The sequence below is a fragment of the Vibrio sp. S9_S30 genome, from assembly GCF_014694455.1.
Taxonomy (GTDB): domain Bacteria; phylum Pseudomonadota; class Gammaproteobacteria; order Enterobacterales; family Vibrionaceae; genus Vibrio.
In genome coordinates this window covers 40087-66190 of sequence record NZ_JAAUWT010000014.1, presented here as the reverse complement: position 1 = coordinate 66190, position 26104 = coordinate 40087, and the positions used below count along the sequence as shown (strand labels likewise).

The following is a 26104-nucleotide window of genomic DNA, read 5'->3' as shown; positions in this document are numbered from 1 at the left end:
AATGAAAAACAATCTTTCCTCAAAGTCCCCAATATTGCCTGACACTCTGGTGAATGCTTGTTTAAGGTGTCCGTACTTTCGCTGTTCTTCAACTGGTTATTTTTACCAAACGGTAAAATTTATACTAAGCCTATTTTTACCAATTGGTCAATAGAGATGTTACGAAAATGTTATGAGGAGATGAAAGGAGAAAATCAGGGAACGAGAAAAGCCCATCAGATAGACAAGAAAAGAGGGAACAAGACAGGAAAAGAAGGTATAAGGGAGGAAAAAGGTATAAGGGTTTGGTGAACTTTTAATATCATTACAGCCCTGCCCCATTGCCTTATGAGGCAAGCTGCTATGTATTCTTGGTCAGGATTTTAATCCAATGCCTTTTGTGATGACGTGGGTCAATAGAGAGGTTGCCGTCTCAAAGTCGTTGTGATCGAGAACGTCCTTTCCTAGCACCAATTGCATTTGCGAAGAAAAATCCGCGTACGCTTGAGTCGATGACCAAATCAGGAAAAAGAAATGGTAAGGGTCCACTGGATCCATCTTATTTTGTGCAATCCAACCTTCCACCAATTTTACGTCGGTTTCAAGGACAGGAAAAAGTTGAGCTTTTAGGTAATCTTGTAAATGGGGAGCACCATTGATGATCTCCATAGCAAACACTTTAGAGGCATGAGGATTGCTGCGAGATATTTCCATTTTTGCTCTTATGTAGTTGCCAATCATTACCGCGGGCTCGTCCTCGCTCTGATCTAGCAACACCATTTTTTCGACCCATTGATCAAGAATGTTGGTTAAGACACGGTGATACAGCTTTTCTTTTGACTGAACATAATACAATAGGTTCTGTTTCGACATACCAGCACTATCGGCGATCGCTTCCAATGCTGTTCCATTGTAGCCATTTTTAGAAAATAAAATTTCTGCGGTTTTTAGAATTTTTTCTTCATGTGCTTCGCGAATGCGCGAGCGGCGGGATTTATCTGTAACTGAATTATCCAAAGTACCTGACATCAAACCATCCTAAAACATCCCAAATAAAGGGGAGAACACACCTTCACGACATCTATCTTGTGACCAAACTTATGCCCAAGCAACGCCTACTGAGTTTAGCAGTTAGACGTTACTTGAGCACAATAACTTAGGCCGTAATACCAGAGTGGCGCAGTAAGGCGTCGATTTCAGGCTCACGACCACGGAAGCGCTTGAACAATTCCATAGGCTCTTCGCTGCCCCCCATTTCCAGAATATTATTCAAGAATGAACGACCGGTTTCTTCATTGAAGATGCCCTCTTCCTCGAAACGCGAATACGCGTCTGAAGACAACACTTCTGCCCACAAATAGCTGTAGTAACCCGCACTGTAGCCACCGGCAAAAATATGGCTGAAACTGTGTGAGAAACGGTTCCACTCAATGCTTGGTAATACCGCCACTTTCTCTTTCACTTGCGCCAACGTTTCTAATACGCGCGCACCAATGTCAGGATCGTATTCCGTGTGAAGCGTGAAGTCGAACAGACCGAGCTCCAACTGGCGAAGAATAAACATCGCAGATTGGAAGTTTTTCGCGGCCAGCATTTTGTCCAACATGGCTTTGGGAAGCGGCTCGCCCGTTTCGTAATGACCTGAAATAAACGCCAGCGCCTCTTCTTCCCAACACCAGTTTTCGAGGAACTGGCTTGGCAGTTCGACGGCATCCCAAGGCACACCGTTGATTCCGGATACTGCGGACACATCGATTTGCGTCAGCATGTGGTGAATACCGTGGCCCGTTTCGTGGAATAACGTCACCACTTCATCGTGCGTGAATAACGCAGGCTTATCACCCAATGGCTTATTAAAGTTACACGTTAGGTAAGCCACTGGGGTTTGCAATTCGCCGTCCAGCGTCGTGCGACGCACACGGCACTCGTCCATCCACGCCCCACCACGCTTATGTTCACGAGCGTATAAATCTAAGTAAAAGCTACCACGTAGTGTGCCTTGGCTGTCGACGATGTCGTAAAACTTCACCGACTCATGCCAAACATCCACACCTTCGCGCTCCGTCACTTTCATGCCAAAGACACGATCCAAGACTTCAAATAAGCCAGACACCGCTTTGTCTTCTGGGAAATATGGGCGCAGCTCTTCATCCGAGATCTGGAACAAGTGCTGTTTTTGTTTCTCGCTGTAATAAGCGATGTCCCAAAGGTTCAGCTCAGATACACCAAACTCTTGCTCTGCAAAGTCGCGTAATTCCTGAACTTCACGTTCACCTTGCGGTTTGGCTTTCACCGCTAACTCGTTCAAAAAGCCAAGCACTTGCTGTGGGTTTTCCGCCATTTTGGTCGCCAGTGATTTCTCACTGTACGAACTGAAGCCCAGTAGACGGGCAATTTCGTGGCGCAGTTTCAACTGCTCGGTGATCAGCTCGGTGTTGTCCCACTTGCCCGCATTAGGGCCGCGATCCGACGCGCGCGTCACGTACGCTTCATACAACTCTTTACGCAGTGCTGGGTTGTCACAGTACGTCATAACCGGAAGGTAAGAAGGAATGTCCAGCGTCAGCAACCAACCATCCAGTTCTTTGGCTTCAGCCTCAGCTTTGGCGGCTGCCATCGCCGATTCTGGCATGCCCGCCAATTCTTTTTCGTCGGTGATGTGCTTGCTCCAGCCCATGGTGGCATCCAGCACGTTGTTCGAAAATTGAGAACCCAATTCCGACATGCGTTTGCTGATTTCACCATAGCGATGCTGCTGATCGGCAGGTAAGCCAATGCCCGACAAATCAAAATCACGCAGCGCATCAATGATGCTTTTCTTCTGCGCCTGAGACAAAGTTTCAAATTCGTCTGATGCTTTTATTGCTTTGTAGGCGTCGTACAAACCTTTGTGTTGTCCAACCCACGTGCCGTATTCAGACAGCAATGGAAGGCAGCTTTCATACGCTTCGCGCAGCTCGTTGCTGTTTTTCACCGCATTTAGGTGACTGACTGGAGACCAAATCCGGCTTAGCTTGTCGTCCACTTCCGCCAACGGTGCACAAATGGTGTCCCAGCTTGGAGCCGCACTGCTTGCGACCACTTCATCTACTTTTGCACGACACACATCAATCGCTTGCTCAACAGCCGGTTTAACGTGCTCTGGCTTAATATCAGAAAACGGGGGAAGATCAGTAAACGTCAGTAATGGGTTAGACATTTTTCATTCCTTTTATCATTTTGTCTTTTACTAAATGTAGGTCGTGACGGGATTTTTCAATAGCCAATGTCCGCAAGGCTCACACAGTGAACCCTGCCTTTGATATAATGAGCCTCTTGCGCTCGTCATTTCTAACTTGTAAGAGACTATTTTGTTAAGTTACCGTCACAGCTTTCATGCCGGCAACCATGCCGATGTGCTGAAACATATTGTTCAGTCTTTGATCCTGAACGCATTGAATCAAAAAGAAAAACCTTACGTTTATCACGATACACATTCGGGAGTAGGTCGCTACGACTTAACGCACGAATGGTCTGAAAAAACAGGCGAATACAAGCAGGGCATTGCCCGCTTATGGACAGCAAACAACCTACCTGAAGATGCACAAACTTACCTTGAAGCTGTCCAATCTTTGAATCAAGATAACCATTTACGTTATTACCCGGGGTCGCCTCGTGTGGCGCGGGCTCATATTCGTAAGCAAGACAGAATGGTTCTGACCGAGCTTCACCCCAGCGATCACCCTCTTTTGGAACAAGAATTCCATCGTGACCGCCAAGTCAGTATATACAAAGAAGACGGGTTCCAACGTTTAAAAGCAAGCTTGCCTCCTAAAGAGCGCCGTGGTCTTGTTTTGATTGATCCGCCGTACGAACTGTCACACGAATATCGCGACGTGGTAAACGCCATTGCCCAATCGCATAAACGCTGGTCGACGGGTATTTATGCGATCTGGTACCCAGTGGTGAATCGTCACGACATCGATGACATGCTCTCAGGGCTTGAAAAACTCGGAATTAGAAAGATATTACAAATAGAACTGGGCGTCTCTGCCGATACCAACGAGCGGGGCATGACCGCTTCTGGGATGATTGTGATCAACCCGCCTTGGAAGCTAGAAAGCCAAATGAAAGAAATTCTTCCATATTTAAAGGAAGTAATTGCGCCAGTAACGGGTCACTTCAAGGTGGAGTGGATCGTTCCGGAATAAGCTTGAACGAATCATTCAGAGCGCAACCCAATAATAAATGAAACAATAATCGGAGAAAGTCATGGCAACACATTTTGATTATATTTGCATCGGCGGCGGCAGCGGCGGCATTGCCTCTGCAAACCGTGCATCGATGTATGGTGCCAAAGTCGCGCTCATTGAAGCTCAAGATCTTGGCGGGACATGCGTAAACGTCGGTTGCGTTCCAAAGAAAGTGATGTGGCATGGCGCTCAAGTTGCAGAAGCAATGAATCTGTATGCCGAAGACTATGGCTTCGATGTTGACGTAAAAGGGTTTAATTGGAGCAAGCTGGTTGAAAGCCGTCAAGCTTACATTGGTCGCATTCATCAGTCTTACGACCGAGTCCTTGGCAAAAACAATGTTACCGTGATCAAAGGCTTTGCCCGCTTTGTTGATGAAGAAGGTGTTGATGCGAAAACCGTAGAAGTCAATGGCGAGCACTACACCGCAGACCACATTCTGATCGCCGTAGGCGGCCGCCCGACCATCCCGAACATTCCTGGCGCTGAATACGGCATCGACTCCAATGGCTTTTTCGACCTAGAAGAGCAGCCAAAACGTGTCGCGGTTGTGGGTGCAGGTTACATTGCCGTCGAAATCGCAGGCGTACTGAACGCACTGGGTACGGAAACGCACCTGTTTGTGCGTAAAGAGTCACCACTTCGCAGCTTTGATCCGCTTATCGTTGAAACGTTGATGGAAGTGATGGAAGCCGAAGGGCCAACACTTCACACCAACTCAGTCCCCAAAGAAGTCGTCAAAGAAGACGATGGCAGCCTGACGATCCACTTTGAAAGTGGTCGTAGCCAAAACGTCGACACCCTGATTTGGGCTATCGGTCGTCACCCTGCTACCGATGCCATCAACCTTGCGTCAACCGGTGTTGAAACCAACGACTATGGCTACATCAAAGTAGACGAATACCAGCAAACCAACGTTGATGGCATTTACTGTGTCGGCGACATCATGGAAGGCGGTATCGAGCTAACGCCTGTTGCCGTTAAAGCAGGTCGCCAGTTGTCTGAGCGTTTGTTCAACAACAAGCCAAACGCCAAAATGGATTACAACCTCGTGCCTACCGTGGTATTCAGCCACCCACCGATTGGCACCATTGGCTTAACCGAACAAGAAGCCATTGCTCAATACGGCGAAGAGAACGTCAAAGTGTACACCTCGGGCTTCACCGCCATGTACACGGCGGTGACTCAGCATCGTCAACCCTGCAAAATGAAACTGGTTTGCGCGGGCACCGATGAAAAAGTGGTTGGCTTGCACGGCATCGGTTTCGCCGTAGACGAAATGATTCAAGGCTTCGGCGTCGCCATGAAGATGGGCGCAACCAAAGAAGACTTCGACAGCGTGGTGGCTATTCACCCAACGGGCTCGGAAGAGTTTGTTACCATGACGGGTTAGTGTAGGAAAAGCATCTTACACACGTAAATAAATCTGGAAATAACCAATCACTGTCCATAAGGTATGCATGGACAGTGATATTTTTATAGCCTGGAAACCTGAACTCCCCTCATGAAAGACTTATCTTTTTTGAGGGTATTTTTTATGGTTGACGTGGTGGACTCATCCCCTGCGAGTATTCCCAGAATATACCCGCACGTATCAGCAGATACTCCTCTCATTTCACTAAAGGGGTTATGACGTGCTTGCACCTGAAGATGCTTGAATTCAGAGATCATCAATAGGTTCAATTCGAGGCAAATTTCGCGAGTCGAGACAAATTTCGCAAGGAATGGATAGGTTTGAGGTAATGAGACCCACGCATAAACCGTATGGGGTTACCGGTTCATGGCTAAGAGGCCGTGTTTGGATCGCGCCTTGAATTAAAGTTATGTTTTTGACCGTCCCTATCTTTTATTGAATAGCTTTGATGCCAGAATATGCCGTTCGAAATTTACCGTAAGCCTCTTCCCAAACAGCACGATGAGTTATGTCTGGCTGAATTTCATAGCGAATACTCGGTGATAACATGATGTTCTCAGCACTCTCACCAGAGGCTGCCATCATACCAAGTCGAGCCGCACCAAGCGCTGCACCGAATTCACCAGACGCGGGTAATTGAAGTGGGATACCAAGGACCGTGGAAATGAGCTTAAGCCAATACCGAGATGCGCTCCCCCCACCAATCGCTATAAGGGAGTCGAGCTTTGCATCTGTTGCTGCTAAAGCTTCAAAACTGTCTCGTAGACCAAAGGCTACCCCCTCTAATACTGCACGGGTTAAGTCCTCTTTAGTCGTGCCGGTAGATAGTCCTAAAAATGTTCCCCTAACTTCTGCATCATTGTGGGGTGTTCTTTCTCCCGACAGGTATGGAAAGAATCTGACCGAAGACGGTAGACTAAGATTTTCACCGAGCAACGCTGTCAGTTCCTCTGGCTTATTCCCAACGGTATGAGCGAGCCAATTCAGACTGTCCGTCGCTGATAGCATGACGCCCATCTGATACCAACGATCAGGTAATGCGTGACAAAATGTGTGCACCGCCGTCTCGGGATCGGGCTGGTATCCGCGGCGTGCTGTGAGCAAAACTCCTGAAGTGCCCAGCGAAACGAACCCCCGCCCCTCATCTAAAGCACCAATACCACAGGCGGCAGCGGCATTATCCCCTGCGCCACCAGCAATCGTCACCGTTCTACTGACTCCCCATTTTTCCGCAAGTTCTTTACGGAGCTGACCAGCAACCTCCGAGCCTTCTACTAGACGCGGCATCTGGTCAAGGCGCATATGACTGACCTCTAATAGGCGCTCAGACCATTTCCGTTTCCCAACATCCAGCCAGGATGTCCCTGCACTGTCCGACATATCCGCAACATAATCACCGGTGAGATAGTAATTAAGATAGGCGGCGGGGAGAAGCACCTTATCAATCTTGGAAAAAACCTCAGGCTCGTATTTACGAATCCATTCTAGTTTTGGTGCGGTGAATCCTGGGAAAACGATATTTCCTGAAATCTCGCGCACGCCATCAGTCGAGTCAAGATGGGCGGCTTCAGCGTGCGAGCGAGTATCATTCCAAAGAATACAAGGCCTAAGGACGTTGCCCGATGCATCAAGCAAAGTCGCCCCATGCATATGCCCTGCAACCCCAATCCCCCGCAAGTTCGAGAAAGCGGAGTAGGTATTTCGCATCTCGTCAATTGCATCATTCAGCGCTGTGATCCAATCGTAAGGATCTTGCTCCGACCACCCCGGATGAGGGTGAATTGCTTTGTAGTGTCGTTCTGTAGCGCCGATAGGATCTCCATGATCGTTAACGAGTAACGCTCGGAGACCGGAAGTCCCGAGGTCAATGCCAAGAAAACTCATTCAAACATCCTTTAAGTAGTTTTTTATTGCTGCTTCCATGCCCTCACTGTAAATGAGGTTCAGCCAGTAAGAAAAATGAGTGGTAAACGTCTGATTATCAGCGAGATCACCATAAAGTTGCCGTTGCTCTATCCATGCAACGGGAGAAAACTTAGCCGCTGTCGCCGCAAAATTAAGCTTAGCCCAAATAGGATCGTTAGGCACTATCTCTGAACCATCTTCCCGGGTACCTTCGCACATACGAGCCCATGCTGCCTCAACCAGCGTGAGTCCGCTAACCGGAGAATTTGAAGCAAGAGCGTCTCGGATAGTGGGTAAAACCATACCCGTGTGGCGAGAAGAGCCATCAAAAGCGATACGGCGAATAGTGTCTCCTATCCTTGAATTCGAGAATCGCGCCTCAACAAGCTCAACATACCTCGCCGGCGTCATGCCTGGAACGGGCTGGATATGCGGCACTATCTCTTCCTTCTGGATCTTACGGAAAAGAGCAGAAATCAATGGATTTTTCATCGCCTGAGCGACGGTATCGATTCCAATCACCTCCGCGACGTTTGCGATAATTTGATGACCAGCATTTAAGATACGAATCTTCTGTGACTCGTAACCTTGCACATCGTTTGAGAACTGCGCACCAACCTTTTCCCAGTCAGGACGACCTGCACAAAAGGCATCTTCAATGACCCATTGCCTAAAGTTCTCATGTGTGACGGGAACGGCATCATCGATACCCATTTCACGGACTAATGATCGCTCATCGGGACCTGTAGCCGGAACGATGCAATCAACCATCGAGTTAGGGAAAGTACAGTGTTCATCAATCCAACTTGCTAAAACTGGATCACTCAGTCGGGCAAGGGAGATGATAGTCTGTCGAAGAATCGTTCCGTTACCCTGCAAATTGTCACAGCTTTGCACCGTAAAGGGCCCACTCCCTTGGTCTCTACGCTGCTTCAGTGCCGCAACGATTGCGCCAAAAGCGGTACAAGGGGTCTCGGGGTTTGCCACATCGTGCTGGATGTCCGCGTGTTGCTCATCGAGCTGCTTTGTCACAGAGTCGATGTAGTAGCCACCCTCGGTCACAGTAAGAGAGACAATACGTATATTAGGCGCCGCGAGCTGTTGAATCAGTGGCCGGTTACCCTCTTCAATAGGAACGTATCCAATCATAGATCCAGTCACTTCCGCAGATATACCTTCAGGATCCAGCTCGATAAGCGTCGTTAGACAGTCTTGAGCTAAAAGCCTAGCGCGCATTTCATGGTCGTCTTGCCGAACGCTCGCACCTATGATGGCCCAATCTAACGCTAACCCATGCTGCATAAGACGGTGCAAGTACCAAGACTGGTGTGCTCTATGAAAATTACCCAACCCAATATGGACAATGCCTAGCGTTAGCATTTTTCGATCATAATTGGGGCCTTCAATACCCTCTGGCAAAGAACTGACCGCTTTATTAGAAAGCACGATCATTTGATCGCTCCTCCCGCATATGATTGGATAAACGTCTCTACATCTGAGAGCGTATCAAAGACCTCAAGGGCATCTGCTTCCCGCAGGAGAATAGAATGCTGCTGTCTTTTCTCATTAAGATGACTCCCGCCAACAAAACCGATTGCCGCTATTCCAGCCGCACGAGCGCCAACTATGCCATGTGGAGAGTCTTCAACAACCAAACATTCAGATGGCTTCAGACCCAATCTATCCAGAGCGAGCTTAAAAAGATCAGGCGCGGGCTTACCGTGTTCGACCTCTTCTGCGCTAGAAGACTTACCCTTGAAGTAATCAGCAAGACCCGACAATTCAAGTGTGCTCGTCATACGGCGTAGTGAGCCACCAGTAGCGATAGCCATTGCAACACCGCGTTGTTGCAGACTAGACAACAGTGTCTTGGCTCCATAAACCGGTCTAAGTTCGGTCCGATAAGTAGCAAGGACACGGTTTTCTATTCGATTCGCGAAATCCTCAGGAATCGCTCTTCCCAGCCTCTTGGATACGTAGTCCATAATGACTGGCATAGCAATGCCCAAGAATTGGTCTCCAATTTCACGAGCAGTCGCATCTCGGATCCCCAATGCTCGCATTTCGATGGCTATCGCCTCCAGCATTAACGGCTCACTGTCAACGAGGCAGCCATCGAGATCAAAGATGACAGCCTTGATCATGGTCATAAAGCTTACCTCTTTCTAAGGAGTCTCATGTTATAGCGGCTTAAATCCGCTGCTCTGTCTTACGATCAAATAAATGGACGTCATCAGGATTGATCACAAAGCCCAATTGAGAACCAATACGGGCATTGATACGTTCCTTAACCAGCGCATCAATCAAATCGCTACCAGACTTGGAAAAAATCTGAGTTTCTGAGCCGGTTGACTCGACGACAACCACTTCCATGGGTACTCCCGATTCCCCAATCTGAATATGCTCAGGGCGAATACCGTAGATGACTTCTTGACCGTCGGATACTGTCGTTTCCGGCAGAGGTAGCGTCAGACCACTGTCTGAAATGAACACGCGCGTTCCATCCTCGGATGAGACTTTCCCGTGAATGAAATTCATAGAAGGCGATCCAATGAACCCCGCGACAAATAAATTGTTCGGGTTGTCGTAAAGGTCCAATGGGCTGCCAATTTGCTCTACACGACCGTCACGCATAACAACAATTTTGTCTGCCATTGTCATCGCTTCAATCTGATCGTGCGTGACATAGACAATGGTGGTACCCAAGCGCTGGTGGAGCTCTTTAATTTCGATACGCATCGTTACACGCAATTTGGCATCAAGATTAGAAAGAGGCTCATCAAACAGAAACACTTGCGGATCACGTACGATGGCTCGCCCCATTGCTACCCGCTGCCGTTGACCACCAGAAAGTTCCTTTGGATAACGCTTTAGGTATTTTGAGAGATCAAGTATCTCTGCTGCTTTATTGACTTTGTCTTCAATCTCGCTTTTTGGTCTTTTAGCCATTTTTAATGGGAAACCAATATTGTCATAGACCGTTTTGTGTGGATACAGAGCATAACTCTGAAAAACCATCGCGATATCGCGTTCCTTGGGTGGTACATCATTTACCACTCGATCTCCGATAGAAATCGTTCCATCGCTAATCTCTTCTAGACCAGCGAGCATTCTCAGTAGAGTAGACTTGCCGCAGCCTGAAGGGCCGACAAGCACAACGAACTCACCATCTTCAATATCAACACTAACACCATGCATTACCTGCACTTTTCCATAGCGTTTGATGATGTCTTTAATTGCCAAGCTAGCCATATTTTGTTCCCCTATTGCGGAAGTACGATTTGCATCTTCACATCTGCCGGTGGAGCAGATGCAGCGATGTCAAATGCATTCACACTGTCTGAAAATTCAAAGGTTCTTGTGATAAGCGGTTTTATGTTGATCGCGCCTGAGCTAAGCATGCCCACACAGCGTGGAAAGACATGCGCATAGCGGAAAACATTCTCGACACGAGCTTCGCGAACCATAGCCGCGCCGCCGTCGTAAGCAATGGGATCAGCCTGTCCGCCTATCATCACGACACAGCCACCTGGGCACAGTGGCTCGAAAACCATCGCGGCAGCTTGGGGAGATCCAGACGCCTCAAAGACCACGTCAACGCCCCAGCCGTCAGTGTCTCGTCTTATCACATCGGTGATCTTCGTTGACTTAATATTTATCGGAACAATAGCGGGGTGAAGTGATGCCGCAATTTCGAGTTTCTTTTCAGCTAAATCTGCTACGTACACTTTGGCACAACCCACGGCTAATGCCGAGAGTGCCGTGACAAGCCCAATGGTTCCAGCCCCCATCACCAACGCATTATCACCAGGCTTAATTTTTGCCTTTGTAGAAGCATGAACGCCGGTAGCCAACGGCTCAACCATAGCGGCCTCAGCATAACTAATGTTATCGGGAAGTTTAAATGTGAAAGCTTCAGGGTGAACACAAGTAGAGCGTAAAATGCCATGCACAGGCGGCGTTGCCCAAAACCGCACTGCAGGGTCAACGTTATACATGCCCAATTGGGTCGCTTTACTATGAGGATCCGGAATACCCGGTTCCATACAAACGCGATCACCGACTTTCAGCGTTGTAACGCTCGAACCAGTTTCAATTACTGTCCCAGATGCTTCATGTCCCAGTATCATTGGTGCGTTGACAACAAAAGGACCAACGCGTCCTTTGGTATAGTAATGAACATCCGATCCACAAATGCCAACGGTATGAAGTTTAATGCGAACATCACGAGCACCCAGTGTCTCTTCTATTTTATCGATTGCAGGAAAGTCCCTCAGGCTAAGTTCTTCTTTCCTTTCGAGAACAAGCGATTTCATATTCAACCCCTTTTGATAATTATGTATGCCAATGCCAGCGATATGGCGTTTGATACCCAAATGGAAATCCCAGCAGGTTCAATAAAACGGAACCAGAATAGTGACAGAGCAATCCAGATTACGACCGAAATGAATAACCTATCAAACCAGTTCGTTTCGATTGGCAAGAAGCCTGTATCCTCACTAGGGATGGGCTGTTGGATCTCCTCTTCTTTACGCACTGTTGCGAGAGGCTCATTTTTTTGGTGACTCATAGTTTTATCCCTTAACAGCACCGAAAGTCAGACCAGCGACAATGTGCTTTTGTACTAAACCAAAAACGATCAGAGCAGGGATAAGTGTAAAGACTGAGATTGCTGCCATTACTCCCCATTCGGTGCCGGTTGTGGTCACATACTCTGAAAGGCCCGTAGTGAGCGTGCGTGCACTAAAGTTGGTCAACGTCGCAGCTAAGAGGTATTCGTTCCAGGCAAAGACCCAAGTCAATATCAAGGTCACAGCCAGTCCTGGACGACAAAGTGGGAATACGACTTCGGTAATGACTTTCCAAGAGCTCGCACCATCAACATAAGCCGCTTCATCCAGTTCTCTCGGGATACTGTCTAGCGTCGGTCGAAGTGTCCAAATCGCGAATGGCAGGTTGAACGTACAATAAACCAGTATCATGCCAATGCGGGTATCCAAAAGATTCCAATCGCCAACCGTATAAACCTGTGTCATCAAGATAAAGAGTGGAAGAAGGAACACGGCGGGTGGTGCCATACGATTGGTAATGGTCCAGAAGAAAATTGATTCTTTACCGGTCATTTTGAAGCGCGAGAGCGCATAGCAGGCAAAAAAACCGAGTACTGTACAAAGCACGGCGTTGCCAGTCGAAATGATTACTGAGTTCAGCATGTAGCTTCTTAACAGACGATCACCCCAAACCTTGGTGTAATTGCCCCAAAAAGGGTCCGATAGAATGAGCTCTGGTGTTGAAAACAATTGAACCGCTGGCTTTACCGAAATAACGAACAGCCAGTAAATCGGAAACAGTGTCAAGAAGCTGACTAAACTCCAAAAAACAATTCCGACAATTGGGCTTTGCTTTTTCATTGGCTTCAGTCCTTTTTGTTGCGTGGCGCAAGCATGGTGACATAAAGCAACCAGCAAACGACGATAGTTAAATAGAGGACGATGACGGAAATAGTAGATCCGTATCCGTAGTTGGTTTTGGGGAACACCTCTTTAAATATATGTACCCCCACAAATCTTGTTGCGGATCCGGGCCCCCCACCGGTGAGCATCCAAACCTCATCCACTGTCCGTAATGCATCCATGAGACGGATAAATACGGTAGCGACGACAGCGGGAGTGATCATCGGCAACGTAATATGCCAAAATATCTGACGCTTATTCGCACCATCAATCTGCGCTTGCTCAAATGGATCAGGGGGCAACGAGACCAGTGCAGCGATCAGCGTTAGTGTAACGAGTGGTGTCCAGTGCCATATATCCATGATTACCACGGTGATAAAGGCTGCCGTGGTGGAGGTACCAATGTTCATGGTTATTCCAAACCATTCGTCTAAAAAGTGCGGAATTATCCCTATTGATGGTGTTGTCATCAGTTTCCAAACAGAACCAACAATGATAGGTGCCATGATCAGTGGAAGCGTATGAATAGTTCTGAAGATGGCTTTACCAGGAAACTCACGCATGAAAGCCTGCGCCAATAAATACCCGAGGATCAATTCTGATAAAACGGCAAAAAATACAAACGTCACAGTCACAGCAAGCGAATTGAGGACTGCAGGGTCAAACACGATTTGACGAAAGTTGTCGGCTGCGTTGAATACCATCTCCGGATTAACCGCGAATGGGTTCCATTGATGGAAAGACACAAAGACGACGTAAAAAAATGGGAGTACCCCGAAAAAGAACAGGATGACCATTGTCGGAGCAAGAAAAATCCAACCAAGTCTTGTTGATTGCATGAAGAGCCTCTGCTTATATCTGTACCCGACTGAGACATCCGTCGAGCTCAGCGGATTATTCCTTCCAATATAGTCACCACCAAAGCTGGCGGCGACTGGATGGATGTTTATGAAGAGGACAACTTATTTGCGGTAGCCCAATTCTTTGAGCGTTGCTTCAGCAGCAGCGGCCATCTTATCCAAACCTGCTTGGGTATCCAGATCACCGGTCAGGATCTGGTAGAAAATGGGGGCTGTTGCCTCACGAACCTGGGCATGGAATGGATAAGCTGGAGCACCTGCGAAGAGGTAGCCTTTATCCTTGATCAGATCATAATAGCCACTCAGCTTTTCATTCATGGCCTGAACCTTAGGATCACTATAGGTCGCAGTGTTAGTGACACGCGGAGCAGCAACGGCCCAATCAGGTTGAACTTCATCCTGGCCTATGTATTGAAGGAAGAGCGCAGTCGCTTCCTTATTTTTGGAAGAATGTGGCATACCAAAAGCGCCACCATCGTAGTAACCGATGTATCCATCGCCCCTTTCAGCTTCGGCTAAAACCCCTTCTTTTAACGGTGGTAAGGCAACGCCTACTTTACCGACAACAAGAGATTTATTTTTGTCAGTGGCAATCCAGCCCGCGTTTTCGCCATACACTAAACCTTGAGCTGCGCGACCAGCACCAAATGTCGTTCCGACTTCTGTCCAAGTAGAAGCGGGGCTTTCTGGTGGCGCAATATCACGCATTGATAACCACCAATTCATTGCCTCGACCGCTTCTGGTCCATTCATTTCACCGCCATTCTTTGACGATGCGGCGTAGTTATTACTGGCATCGATACCCCAGTTATACACACCAAAAGTAGGCGCTACTGATTCAAAATACTCATACCAAGACGCGACGTGACCAGTGTGCGCTTGAGCAGTCGTACCCCAAAGTTCCAAGTCGTTTTTCTTACCATAATCGGTAAAGAACTGTGCAATTTCAGAATATTCTGCGTGTGTTGTTGCGGGCACAAGGTCGCGACCTGTCTCTTTTTTGAATGCCGCTTTGATCTTAGGATCATTAAAGAGGTCGGTACGATACAAGTACACTTTTAAGAATGCTTCCATCGGTACGCCAAAAAGATGGCCAGAAGCGCCCTTGAAATAATCAGCGAACGTGGTGAATTTGCTCTCGTCGAACGTGGCCGCATTTAACTTAGGGTTGTCTTCTAAAAACTGGGTCAAATCGGTTAAAAAGTTACGAGACAGGTAGGAGTAGATAATGTCCTGTTCGATATATGCCATGTCGTAAATACCCGTTCCAGCTTCCATATCTTTGATGGCTTTATCAAACATTTGGTCCCAAGAAGTAGTTTCAACATCAACGCGAATTCCGGTCAGTTCTTCAAATTCTGGAGCAAGTACTTCTCGAATGTACAGAGACGGAGGTGACGATTCAGTTACACCGCGAATAGTTACACCTTGATAGGGTTTTGCCGCTTCCTTCCACCAAGCTTTATCGATCTCAGCATATGCGGACGTAGCAGCGACGGTAAGTGCCAGCGCGATCGCGCTCTTTTCCAATATAGAGTTCACTGATTTTCTCCAACTATTATTATTGAACAGAATACAGCGGTACGAATCATTCGCTCCATGCGACTGGTTCGCGCCACTTCCTACCTAACAAGTTATACCTTTGTATTTTTAAAGATGCAAGTGTAAATATTCAAATGTATTTTCAAGCTAACAATTGTAAAACTCATATTTTTAGTAATATAATATTGTTAGCAATTATTGAATAACTTGGAGAATTGTTTTGCCACGTGAGCTTATAGAAGACAGCGACGCCTTTGTTACAGAAGTGTGCTGGCATTATTACGTCAACGAAATGACACAAGCAGAGATCGCACGTCAAATGAACGTGACGAGACTTAGGGTCAATCAGGCAATTCAACGAGCGAAATCGCTTGGGTTTGTAAAAATTAAAATTGAATCGCCGTTTACCCAAAAGATTCAGCTGCAAGAACAGTTGAAGCAAGTTTTAGGACTCAAGCGCGCCATTGTTGGTCCTGCCAATAAAGCGGCATACGACTACCACAAGCCTGTGGGGGCAGCACTTGCAGAACTTTTAGTCGAAAGGCTAGCAACAGGTGAATGGAAATCTCTCGGTGTTTCTTGGGGATTAACATTGGATTCTGCTATTCGAAAACTCCCTTCCCTAAAGTACCCAAACCTTGATGTTGTCTCGATTCTGGGAGGGACAGCAAAGGGGTCAACGTTAAACGCGTTTGGGGTTGCATCCGGGTTTGCGAATGTCCTCGGCGCAAAGTTCTCCCTTTTAGCCGCGCCTATTTACCTGTCCGAGGGCATAGACCGTGACCTATTTCTCTCTCAGCATGAACTTAGCCAGCACATCCAAAAATTCAAGTCGTTAGATGCCGTCTTACTTACCTGCTCGAACGTTTCAAACAAATCTTTCCTTATCGAGCATGGTCTGCCTAAAGGGCTTACACCTGAAGAGCTGATCAGTTCAGGGGCGATTGGAGACGTACTTGGACAATTCTTGGATAGACAAGGATGCTCTGTTTCAGAAGACGTGGACAACCGAACAGTTGGGATGCCGCTTAGCGACGTCATGAGTGTTCCGGAGAAAATTCTAGCTGCCGCTGGACCGCATAAAGTGGAAGTTATTAGAGTTGCATGCCAACGAGGTCTTGTTGACACGTTAGTAACTGATGATGTAACCGCAGAGCTTATTCTTGAATATGATTCAGCCAACCTGACGATGAAAGATCGCTAGGCATTTTTATCATCCGCAGCTAAGAAGTCTCCCTGGTCACCAATAGATATTGTTAACTGCGACGCTAACTGCGACGGATCATTCAACACAACTCACATTGATAGGATGACAGAAATGAGTACCCAATTCGAAGGGAAAAGCGTCATTGTGACTGGCGCAGGTAAAGGTATTGGGCGAGCCTGCGTGATCGAGATGGCTAAGCGAGGGGCAACAGTAATCGCAATGGCGAGAACAGAGTCAGATCTCGAAAGCCTAAGGGATAAAACCGGTTGCACGTCGATCATCGTTGACTTGTTAAATAATGGCGCTGCGCGAGCAGCAATGAGAGAGGCCGGAACGTGCGACTTTTTAATCAATTGCGCCGGTACTAACGTTCTCGAGTCCGTACTTGAGATGACAGATGATGGCTATGAAGCAGTCATGGGGATTAACCTTCGTGCAGCCCTCATCTGCGCACAAGAATTCGCGCGTGCACGAGTCGATGTTGGAGGCGGTGGGTCCATTTTAAATGTGACGTCGATTGCCGGCCACCGTGGATTCAATGAGCACATGTGCTACGCCGCCTCTAAAGCAGGGCTAGAAGGAGCAACGCGTGTGATGGCAAAAGAGCTTGGCGCTTATGGTATTCGCGTCAACGCAGTTGCCCCAACAGTAACAATGACGGAGCTTGCTGTCGCTGCATGGTCCGACTCTAAAAAGAAAGATCCAATGATGGCAAGGCACCCAATTGGTCGCTTTGCAGAGGTAGAAGAGGTAGCAAAGTCCATCGTGATGCTCCTTTCTGAGGATGCCCCAATGATTACCGGTGCCGTTCTTCCAATCGATGGTGGCTTTCTTAGCGTCTGATCTTTTTAACTCAATTCAATAGGAGTCTCTAATGACGGAATCTCTAAATGGAAAAATTGCAGTCGTCACTGGCGCCGCTTCTGGTATCGGCCTTGCGGCTTCAGAAGCATTACTTGCAGAGGGTGCCACCGTTGTTATGGTGGATCGCGACGAGAATGCACTAGCACATTGCACCGACCGCCTAGGTGATAAGGCCATTGCACAGGTAACTAACCTACTTGATACCGATAGCTGCAACGCAATGATCCCATCGATTCTAAAGAAAGTGGACCATATCGATATTCTCTATTGTAACGCCGGCACCTATATCGGAGGCAACCTAGATGATACCACCCCTGAAACCATTGACCGGATGTTGAACCTTAACGTTAACGCGGTCATGAAAAACGTTCATGCAGTTATCCCACACATGAAGAGCCGTGGTATTGGTGATATTTGGGTGACCTGTTCCGTAGCTGGTCACTCAGCTATTCCATGGGAACCCGTATATTCAGGATCCAAGTGGGCGATAACATGCTTCGTACAGACGATGCGTAGACAGTTGCGTGAGAGTGGTATCCGCGTTGGTCAAGTCTCCCCTGGTCCTGTAGTGTCTGCACTGCTGGCAGATTGGCCCGCAGATCGACTACAAAAAGCCAAAGATAGCGGCTCTCTCATTGAGCCTTCCGAAGTCTCAGATGCACTTATTTTTGCGCTCACGCGGACTCGCAATGTCACTATCAGAGACATGATAGTTCTTCCGACAGCATTCGATGTCTAATTGACCCGTTTTACATAACAATAAAAATCCCCTCATCAGAAACGCGAGGGGATTTTTTGTTCAAGGACTGACGTCGTCCCTAAATGCGTTTTGGACAGATTAGTGTCAGATAATTTGCTTTATTTAGGCAAAACTTAGTCCAAGCGGATATGGCTATTAAGCAGGTCATCACGCGTGATGCCTTTACCATCGTTCAGGCTGTTGAAGTGACGAAGCAATTCAGTCAAGCCGTGAATAGACGCCAATAGGTCGCCCGTGTGCGCCGACTCCGATGCCGTGTGCATGTTACGGATAGGGTAACCTACCGTGATGGCTGCACTATCAACACCAGCCAATACTGCCGCCATGCCATCTGTGCCCATATCGCGACCACTGAAGTCTAGCTGGTACGGGATGTCTTTTTCTTTACACACTTTCTCAAGCGCTTGTACTAAGAACTCAGACACCACAGAACCACGACCGATGGTAAAGCCGTCACCCATTTTCAGCGGGTTCATATTTCGAGCACCAATGCCTGGCGCGGCTTCGTAGTCGTGGTTCACGTCGGTTGCGATCAGCACGTCTGGCTTAAGCTCACCCACAACGGCAGTGGAACCGAAACGACCGATCTCTTCATGCGTCGCAATGGTGTAAAGCACACGAACGTTGTTTAAGCCTTCTTTTGCTAGAATACGGGCGATTTCGGTTACTGAGAAACAACCTAAGCCGTTATCTAAGTACGCACCGTAAAAAGTGTCTGGAGAGACACCACGCTTAATACGGCGATCAAGAAGAATGGGGTCGCCCGCACGTAAGCCGAGTGCTTCAACCTGCTTTTTACGATCTTTACCGTGAGTATGCAGTTCTAAGTAGATGGATTCTGGCTTGATGCCTTGCTCGCCCGAGCGCTGACTTGGGGTCGAGAAGTGAATCGCACCAAGTGCTTCCACCGTACAACCTTCAATCGTTTTGTATTGACCTGGTTGCTCAGGGTTCTGGCAGAAGACTTTGACTTCATGACCAATCAGCGTGGTTGGTAGGAAAGAATCGGTGTTGATCCACACTTTGCCATCGCTGTCGATCTTACGAACTTGCATGCGAATTTTGTCCGCGTGACCCACGATCATGACGCTGACCAAATCATCACGCCCAGGGTGTGAGTCGAAGACCAATCCAGCATTGCCTTTGAATTGGTGAATGCCCCACTCTTTTGGCATGAAAGATTCAAATTCAGGCTTGATCACGCCGTAGCTCATCGCGGCTTCAAAGCCAATAGGAGATGGAGCGTCTAAGATATCAGCCATAAATTCAAACTGAGAAGCTGGCATAGGTGCTTGCCATGCGTTGGTGTTTTTATCGGAACTCATTGAAAACTCGTCGAAATGAAATAAGTGAAAACCGAGTTTACTTGGCTTCCTGCCAAGCAGACTCAAAGGAGAGTCGATTCGAACAGGTCGAAATTAATTCTTTACATTAAGAACTTTCCACTATCTTATCAAGTGTCACTGCGAATAATTACGATTTAAACAACAATAGATTGAATATATTGATCCAATTTGTTTCAAAAATGCAGCAAAAATCTCCATCATGGATTGACTACTAGGAGACCCATGGTATCGGCGCTGAATGAAGAAATTGGGAGCTCAGATAAGACACAGCCTAACCCACCGATTGCTGGGAGTACGATCTTGCTTGGAGTACAACATAGAGGGAGCAGCAATGCCCCCTCTCGGTCAGTTACGGACAAACCCCCAAGTCGCGCCACGATCCCCATGCGCCCGTTTGAGTCGGGTCTTCACCTTGAGTCCACCATTTGGCTTCGTAGTTTTTACCCGCTTGAGATACTTTGTCGCCTTGCAAATAGACGGTGCTAGCATTCCATAACGGTGCCGTACAGTTCCCATTATCCACAATGGTAACAGACTGGCTCGATGAATGGGTTTGCCCTATCCCGTCTGTAACCGTTAACGTAACCGTATAGCTGCCCGCCGCATTGTAGGTATGCGCGGTATTAGGCTGAGTGGACGTGGCTCCATCCCCAAATGACCATTGGTGGGCAACCACCCCTTTGTCATCCGATGAGCGATCCGTCACCGTGACTTGTTTGCCTGATACCGAAACGTCAAATGCCGCCAGAGGAGGGCGATCTGCCGGTACGTCCTTACATCCTTGCCCTGTCAGTGCACCAGCATTGACCCCGACTTTGTTAAAGGCATACACAATGTCATCGACACAGTACCCTAAATCCACCGCCGCTTTCACCACGCCTACAGCACCTTGGTCGTAAGTAGAACGCGGTGTCCAATAGATTTGGTTGGCTAACACATACGCATTGAATGCTTTACGAATATCCCAACCTGACGTATTGGCCAATAGATAAAATGCTCGGTTGTACACCCCTGAGCTGTAGTGAACATTGAGACCTTGATAATAGTCTTTCGCGTGATCGATGGATTTTCCGTCAAGAGATGGGGTATTCATATAGCGCATAGACCCTGCACCTTTGAATATTTCGTCTCCAATTTTCCAATTGAAGCTGCCGGTGTGGTAATACACTGCTGCTGCCGCTGAAATATCGGAAAACGCTTCATTCATACCGCCAGACTGGTTTTTGTACTCCAAGTTGGAATTTTGCTGAGTGAAACCATGGCTGACTTCGTGAGCGACCACATCTAGGCTCACCAATGGATAAAAGCGCGTCGCACCATCACCAAAGGTCATCTGGCGACCATCCCAAAATGCATTTTCGTAGCTGCTACCATAATGAACACGTAATCGAAGTTTTTGGGTGAGCGGTGCCGTTTGATACCAATCTTTGAACATATTAAAAACCACTTGTCCAAAAGCATGGGCATCATTCATGGGAGAATACGCGCCGTTTACCTCACGGGAGGTGTTTTCATAACAGTTAAAGGTGTGGATCGCACCGCCTACTGTTTGGTGCTTCATGTCCAAGGTTTCCACATTAGGTGAGTCGAGATAACACGAACCGTTTATTTCTGCGATATTAAAAGATGGGTAGTCTGTACCAAAATGATACCGACCTGTTTTTGTGTTTCCCCCAGGCCCCGTTCCTTGTGCGAAAGCGATCGCGTCCCACGTATCAAGAATGGCGCCACTTTTTGCATCGATAAACGCATAAGGGCGAGAAGGGGCTTTGGCATAAACAACATAAGATACTTGCCACGCTAAGTGGGCTGTGTCTTTCTTATCCAGCCATACCACCAACTTCTTCTCTGGTTGGGACACTTTTATCAGGTCGTGATTCCAATGCTGAGCCAATATGGAAACACTTTCATTTTCTGATATGGATGGAATCACATCGGCAAGGTCTTGCTCGATTCCCGTGATCAGCTCGCCGGAAAAGGTTTCCGCCGAACGAGAGGCACTGACCGTTGAGACTAAGCTTTCGCCGTACACAGGGATCCCTTTGTACATTTGCTGTAGCTTGGTTTTTGAAATGTCATGATTGAGCGTTACTGAAGCCGTTGTTTCAAATTGATGTTGCTCCACCAGCTCTGAAATAGAAATTAGCTGGTTTTGTTCCGCACCGTCATCCAAGTTGACTCGATTGGCAGCGATAGCCTGGGACGTTAACGCACTTGTGACTGAAAGGGCTAAAAATAGCCCAGTGGTGTTGAGTTTCATTCTGCACTCCATTGATTTCTTTGAAATTAGGACACTCTGTCGATTATTTGCTCATGCCCAATGCACCTGCCTACTACCCAAAGGCTATTAATCATTAGAAGGAGAATGTCGATTCAACAAATTTGGTTTAGAGCTTTTTAAGAAATCTGTGTCGACGATATGCAGAATGTGAAAGTGACAAAGACATCATTGATTATGGAGCATGAAGTACATCTAATTTAGGACAAAATTCAACCAAAGACATTGACTGAATAGAAACTCAAAAATTTTGATATTTGAAGGGGTTACGATGGAGGGCATCATCAAAAAGATACGCCCTATTGATGCAAAAAGCCCCACCAGAAAAACGGGCAGGGCTTCATGACTTTTCAGCGTTACGAAAATTATTTCGCTGGACGTGCCGCACGCTTACGTTCGTTTTCAGTCAGTAGCTTCTTACGGATACGGATGTTTTCTGGCGTCACTTCTACCAGCTCATCTTCATCAATAAACTCAAGCGCTTGCTCTAGTGTGTACTTGATAGGTGGAGACAGAACCTGTGCATCATCTGTACCCGACGCGCGAACGTTGGTGAGCTGTTTACCCTTCAAACAGTTCACCGTTAGGTCGTTCGAACGGTTATGAATACCGATGATTTGACCTTCGTACACTTCGTCTGCGTGCTCAGCAAACAGGCGACCACGGTCTTGCAGGTTGAACAGTGCGTAAGTCAGCGCCTTACCCGTTGCGTTCGAAACCAATACGCCATTGTTACGTTGACCGATGACGCCACCTTTGTGTGGACCATAGTGATCAAACGTATGGTAAAGAAGACCAGAACCCGACGTGAGCGTTAGGAATTCCGTTTGGAAACCAATCAAACCACGCGAAGGCATCATAAAGTCCAAACGCACACGACCTTTACCGTCTGGAGACATGTCTGTGAGCTCACCTTTACGCAAGCCGATGTTCTCCATAATGCCACCTTGGTGTTCTTCTAACACATCGATGGTGACCGTTTCATACGGCTCCATTCGCTGACCATCTTCTTCTTTGATGATCACTTCAGGGCGTGATACCGCGAGCTCGAAACCTTCACGACGCATATTTTCGATCAAGATAGACAGGTGAAGCTCACCACGACCCGATACGCGGAAACGATCTGGGTTATCCGTTTCTTCCACACGCAGTGCTACGTTGTGAACCAATTCTTTCTCAAGACGCTCAAGAATATTACGAGACGTCACAAACTTACCTTCTTTACCCGCGAACGGAGAAGTGTTGACTTGGAACGTCATGGTAACGGTTGGCTCATCAACCGAAAGCGGCTTCATGGCTTCAACGTTGTTTTGATCACAAATGGTGTCTGAAATTTTCAGTTCACCTAGACCAGTAATGGCGACGATGTCACCCGCATTCGCTTGTTCCACTTCATGGCGCTCAAGGCCTAAGTAACCCAGTACCGTACCCACTTTGCCATTACGCTGCTTGCCATCAGCACTCACAATGGTCACTTGTTGGTTTGGTTTAACCGAACCACGAGTCACACGAGCAACACCAATCACGCCAACATACGAGCTGTAATCAAGCTGCGAAATTTGCATTTGCAGTGAGCCGTTAACATCAACGTTAGGCGCTTCAACTGTGTCGACGACAGCTTGGAACAAGGGTTCCATGTTTTCGCCTTCTTCGCCTTCTTCTAGCGTAGCCCAACCGTTCAATGCGGATGCGTATACCACTTGGAAATCTAGCTGTTCGTCGGTCGCACCTAGGTTGTCGAATAGGTCGAAGACTTGATCCATAACCCAATCAGGACGAGCTCCTGGGCGGTCAATTTTGTTGATAACAACAATCGGCTTAAGTCCGTGTGCGAACGCTTTTTGCGTAACGAAACGCGTTTGAGGCATTGGACCATCAACCGCATCGACGATCAGAAGTACAGAATCAACCATCGACATAATACGCTCAACTTCACCACCGAAGTCGGCGTGTCCTGGCGTATCTACGATGTTGATGCGGTAGTCATTCCAGTTAATTGCTGTGTTTTTAGCAAGAATGGTAATGCCACGCTCTTTCTCGATGTCGTTCGAGTCCATGACTCGCTCTTCCGCTTCACCGCGAGACTCAAGGGTGCCTGATTGCTGTAGCAGTTTATCAACCAGAGTCGTTTTACCGTGGTCAACGTGCGCGATGATCGCGATATTTCTCAATTTTTCAATCTGTGGGGTAGCCATGGATCTAGATTCACTTATAAAAGAAGCCGCCTCCCCCATCACATTTGTGTCATGACGAATAGCCGCTTACTTGATTTAAAAAACGGTCAATAATGTACCAGATTTTAGGGAAAAGCCTAGGAATATGTGATCTCAAGCGGTGAAAAGTGGCGCCATTTGTAACATTTGAGTTAATTAAACCATTTTGATGCCAAAAAACTTGATTTTTGGGGCATAAAAAGTCGATTGACAAACAGGCTAATTGATCGCTGAATAGGTTTAACTCTATTGTGTACGCAAGCTCATTTCAATCGCACTAATATGGTGCAATTGCGGATCATTATGGTGCGATACGAAGTGTCAATATCGCAAATAATCTTGTAAGTGCATGATATTTAACGGAACTATTTTTTGGCACATTTTTAGCTTACCCAGAACTGTCATCGATTAATGCCATTAACTGTTTATATTAATCAATGCCGGTTTCACTAAACTTGTGCACCAACGCTTTAATAACACTGGAGGTTATCCAAGATGTCAGTAGAAAACGTTCTATCGTTAATCCAAGAAAACGAAGTTAAGTTTGTTGATCTGCGCTTTACCGACACAAAAGGTAAAGAACAGCATATTTCTATCCCTGCTCACCAAATCGATGCAGACTTCTTCGAAGAAGGTAAAATGTTCGATGGTTCTTCTGTTGCTGGCTGGAAAGGCATCAACGAGTCAGACATGGTGATGATGCCGGATGCATCAAGCGCCGTTCTTGACCCATTCACTGAAGATGCAACGCTAAACATACGTTGTGACATTCTAGAGCCTGCTACAATGCAAGGCTACGACCGCGACCCTCGCTCTATTGCTAAGCGCGCCGAAGAATACATGCGTTCGACTGGCGTAGCAGACACCGTTCTTGTTGGTCCAGAGCCAGAGTTCTTCTTATTTGACGACGTGAAATTCAACACGGACATGTCAGGTTCTTTCTTTAAGATTGACGACATTGAAGCGGCTTGGAACACAGGTTCTGACGTTGAAGGCGGTAACAAAGGTCATCGTCCTGGCGTTAAAGGGGGTTACTTCCCAGTTGCACCTGTCGATTCTTCTCAAGACATCCGTTCTGCTATGTGTTTGATCATGGAAGAAATGGGTCTAGTCGTTGAAGCGCATCACCACGAAGTGGCAACCGCGGGTCAGAATGAAATCGCGACACGTTTCAACACGTTGACAGAAAAAGCGGATGAAATCCAAATATACAAATACGTGGTACATAACGTGGCTCACGCATTTGGTAAAACAGCGACATTCATGCCTAAACCACTGGTTGGTGACAACGGTAGCGGCATGCACGTACACCAATCTCTAGCGAAAGACGGGGTTAACCTGTTCGCTGGCGACAAGTACGGCGGTCTATCTGAAATGGCGCTTCACTACATTGGCGGTATCATCAAGCACGCTCGCGCAATCAACGCATTCGCGAACGCTTCTACGAACTCATACAAACGTCTTGTACCTGGCTTCGAAGCACCTGTTATGCTGGCATACTCTGCACGTAACCGCAGTGCCTCTATCCGTATCCCTGTGGTACCAAGTCCGAAAGCACGTCGTATCGAAGTGCGTTTCCCAGACCCAACAGCAAACCCATACCTAGCGTTTGCTTGTATGCTAATGGCTGGTCTTGACGGCATTAAGAACAAGATCCACCCTGGCGAAGCAATGGACAAAGACTTGTACGACCTTCCAGCTGAAGAAGCGGCAGAGATTCCAAAAGTGGCGGAATCCCTAGAAGTGGCTCTGAAAGCGCTAGACGAAGACCGTGAGTTCCTAACGGCGGGTGGCGTATTCTCTAATGACTTTATCGATTCTTACATCGCATTGAAGTCGAAAGAGGTTGAACAAATCAACATGGCGACTCACCCACTCGAGTTTGAGCTTTACTACTCAGTGTAAAGTTGATGTAATTGCTTATCTAATTATTAGGCTCGCCTCGCAGGCGGGCCTTTTTTATATATCACTTTAATTAACAAGCCCTTAGCATTAGGTTACAACTCCAGCATTTTAGCGTACCGCCCCACCTTACTTAAAAACACCATCAG

General features: G+C 47.4%; 20 protein-coding genes. 6 read left to right on the top strand and 14 right to left on the bottom strand.

Going from position 1 to position 26104, the window contains the following annotated elements; translation table 11 throughout:
• Window positions 1-354 precede the first annotated feature (354 nt).
• Window positions 355-1008, bottom strand: a complete 654-nt coding sequence (locus HC752_RS16690) for a TetR/AcrR family transcriptional regulator (protein WP_190336299.1) — start codon at window positions 1006-1008, stop codon at window positions 355-357.
• 127 nt (window positions 1009-1135) lie between these two features.
• Window positions 1136-3178 carry an oligopeptidase A gene (prlC, locus tag HC752_RS16685; protein ID WP_190336298.1) on the bottom strand — a complete coding sequence of 681 codons (2043 nt, stop codon included), beginning with the start codon at window positions 3176-3178 and terminating at the stop codon, window positions 1136-1138.
• Window positions 3179-3329: 151 nt separating this feature from the next.
• Between prlC and HC752_RS16680 the strand changes: the two genes are divergently transcribed.
• Window positions 3330-4169: a 23S rRNA (adenine(2030)-N(6))-methyltransferase RlmJ gene (locus HC752_RS16680; protein WP_190336297.1), complete on the top strand. Its 840-nt coding sequence runs from the start codon at window positions 3330-3332 to the stop codon at window positions 4167-4169.
• Between the two features lie 61 nt (window positions 4170-4230).
• The gene (gene gorA, locus HC752_RS16675; RefSeq protein ID WP_190336296.1) at window positions 4231-5604 is read left to right on the top strand and encodes a glutathione-disulfide reductase; all 1374 of its coding nucleotides are present in this window, start codon (window positions 4231-4233) and stop codon (window positions 5602-5604) included.
• Between the two features lie 453 nt (window positions 5605-6057).
• On the opposite strand, the gene xylB is transcribed toward gorA, so the two are convergent.
• From xylB to HC752_RS16630, 9 genes are all read right to left on the bottom strand, one after another.
• Entirely contained in the window at window positions 6058-7509 is a 1452-nt protein-coding gene (gene xylB, locus HC752_RS16670; protein ID WP_190336295.1) for a xylulokinase, read from the bottom strand.
• Window positions 7510-8982 (bottom strand): mannitol dehydrogenase family protein, encoded by a 1473-nt coding sequence (locus HC752_RS16665; protein WP_190336294.1) that lies wholly within the window; start codon window positions 8980-8982, stop codon window positions 7510-7512.
• Window positions 8979-9680 (bottom strand): HAD family hydrolase, encoded by a 702-nt coding sequence (locus tag HC752_RS16660; RefSeq protein WP_190336293.1) that lies wholly within the window; start codon window positions 9678-9680, stop codon window positions 8979-8981. The genes HC752_RS16665 and HC752_RS16660 overlap by 4 nt, the downstream gene beginning before the upstream one ends.
• A gap of 40 nt (window positions 9681-9720) precedes the next feature.
• Entirely contained in the window at window positions 9721-10782 is a 1062-nt protein-coding gene (locus tag HC752_RS16655) for an ABC transporter ATP-binding protein (protein WP_190336292.1), read from the bottom strand.
• 11 nt (window positions 10783-10793) lie between these two features.
• A complete protein-coding gene (locus HC752_RS16650) occupies window positions 10794-11846 on the bottom strand; it encodes an NAD(P)-dependent alcohol dehydrogenase (RefSeq protein WP_190336291.1) in 1053 nt (350 codons plus the stop codon).
• A gap of 2 nt (window positions 11847-11848) precedes the next feature.
• Window positions 11849-12100 (bottom strand): DUF2160 family membrane protein, encoded by a 252-nt coding sequence (locus HC752_RS16645; protein WP_190336290.1) that lies wholly within the window; start codon window positions 12098-12100, stop codon window positions 11849-11851.
• A gap of 4 nt (window positions 12101-12104) precedes the next feature.
• Window positions 12105-12941: a carbohydrate ABC transporter permease gene (locus HC752_RS16640; RefSeq protein ID WP_190336289.1), complete on the bottom strand. Its 837-nt coding sequence runs from the start codon at window positions 12939-12941 to the stop codon at window positions 12105-12107.
• Window positions 12942-12946: 5 nt separating this feature from the next.
• Complete coding sequence (locus HC752_RS16635; RefSeq protein WP_190336288.1) at window positions 12947-13822, bottom strand: carbohydrate ABC transporter permease; 876 nt, start codon at window positions 13820-13822, stop codon at window positions 12947-12949.
• A gap of 123 nt (window positions 13823-13945) precedes the next feature.
• A complete protein-coding gene (locus HC752_RS16630) occupies window positions 13946-15385 on the bottom strand; it encodes an extracellular solute-binding protein (RefSeq protein WP_190336287.1) in 1440 nt (479 codons plus the stop codon).
• Between the two features lie 220 nt (window positions 15386-15605).
• Between HC752_RS16630 and HC752_RS16625 the strand changes: the two genes are divergently transcribed.
• The 3 genes from HC752_RS16625 (at window position 15606) to HC752_RS16615 (ending at window position 18195) form a co-directional block, all read left to right on the top strand.
• Window positions 15606-16589 (top strand): sugar-binding transcriptional regulator, encoded by a 984-nt coding sequence (locus HC752_RS16625; RefSeq protein WP_202987904.1) that lies wholly within the window; start codon window positions 15606-15608, stop codon window positions 16587-16589.
• A gap of 114 nt (window positions 16590-16703) precedes the next feature.
• A complete protein-coding gene (locus tag HC752_RS16620) occupies window positions 16704-17435 on the top strand; it encodes an SDR family oxidoreductase (RefSeq protein ID WP_190336286.1) in 732 nt (243 codons plus the stop codon).
• Between the two features lie 31 nt (window positions 17436-17466).
• Complete coding sequence (locus HC752_RS16615; RefSeq protein ID WP_190336285.1) at window positions 17467-18195, top strand: SDR family oxidoreductase; 729 nt, start codon at window positions 17467-17469, stop codon at window positions 18193-18195.
• 134 nt (window positions 18196-18329) lie between these two features.
• Here the strand turns inward: HC752_RS16615 and HC752_RS16610 are convergent, their stop codons facing one another.
• The 3 genes from HC752_RS16610 to typA all read right to left on the bottom strand — a co-directional run bounded on the left by HC752_RS16610 (window position 18330) and on the right by typA (window position 24035).
• A complete protein-coding gene (locus tag HC752_RS16610) occupies window positions 18330-19541 on the bottom strand; it encodes a M20/M25/M40 family metallo-hydrolase (protein ID WP_190336284.1) in 1212 nt (403 codons plus the stop codon).
• A 370-nt stretch (window positions 19542-19911) separates the two neighbouring features.
• Window positions 19912-21822 carry a M4 family metallopeptidase gene (locus tag HC752_RS16605; protein WP_190336283.1) on the bottom strand — a complete coding sequence of 637 codons (1911 nt, stop codon included), beginning with the start codon at window positions 21820-21822 and terminating at the stop codon, window positions 19912-19914.
• Between the two features lie 383 nt (window positions 21823-22205).
• Window positions 22206-24035 carry a translational GTPase TypA gene (gene typA, locus HC752_RS16600; RefSeq protein ID WP_190336282.1) on the bottom strand — a complete coding sequence of 610 codons (1830 nt, stop codon included), beginning with the start codon at window positions 24033-24035 and terminating at the stop codon, window positions 22206-22208.
• Window positions 24036-24548: 513 nt separating this feature from the next.
• Here typA and glnA point away from each other — a divergent pair.
• A complete protein-coding gene (gene glnA, locus HC752_RS16595; protein WP_190336281.1) occupies window positions 24549-25958 on the top strand; it encodes a glutamate--ammonia ligase in 1410 nt (469 codons plus the stop codon).
• Window positions 25959-26104 lie beyond the last annotated feature (146 nt).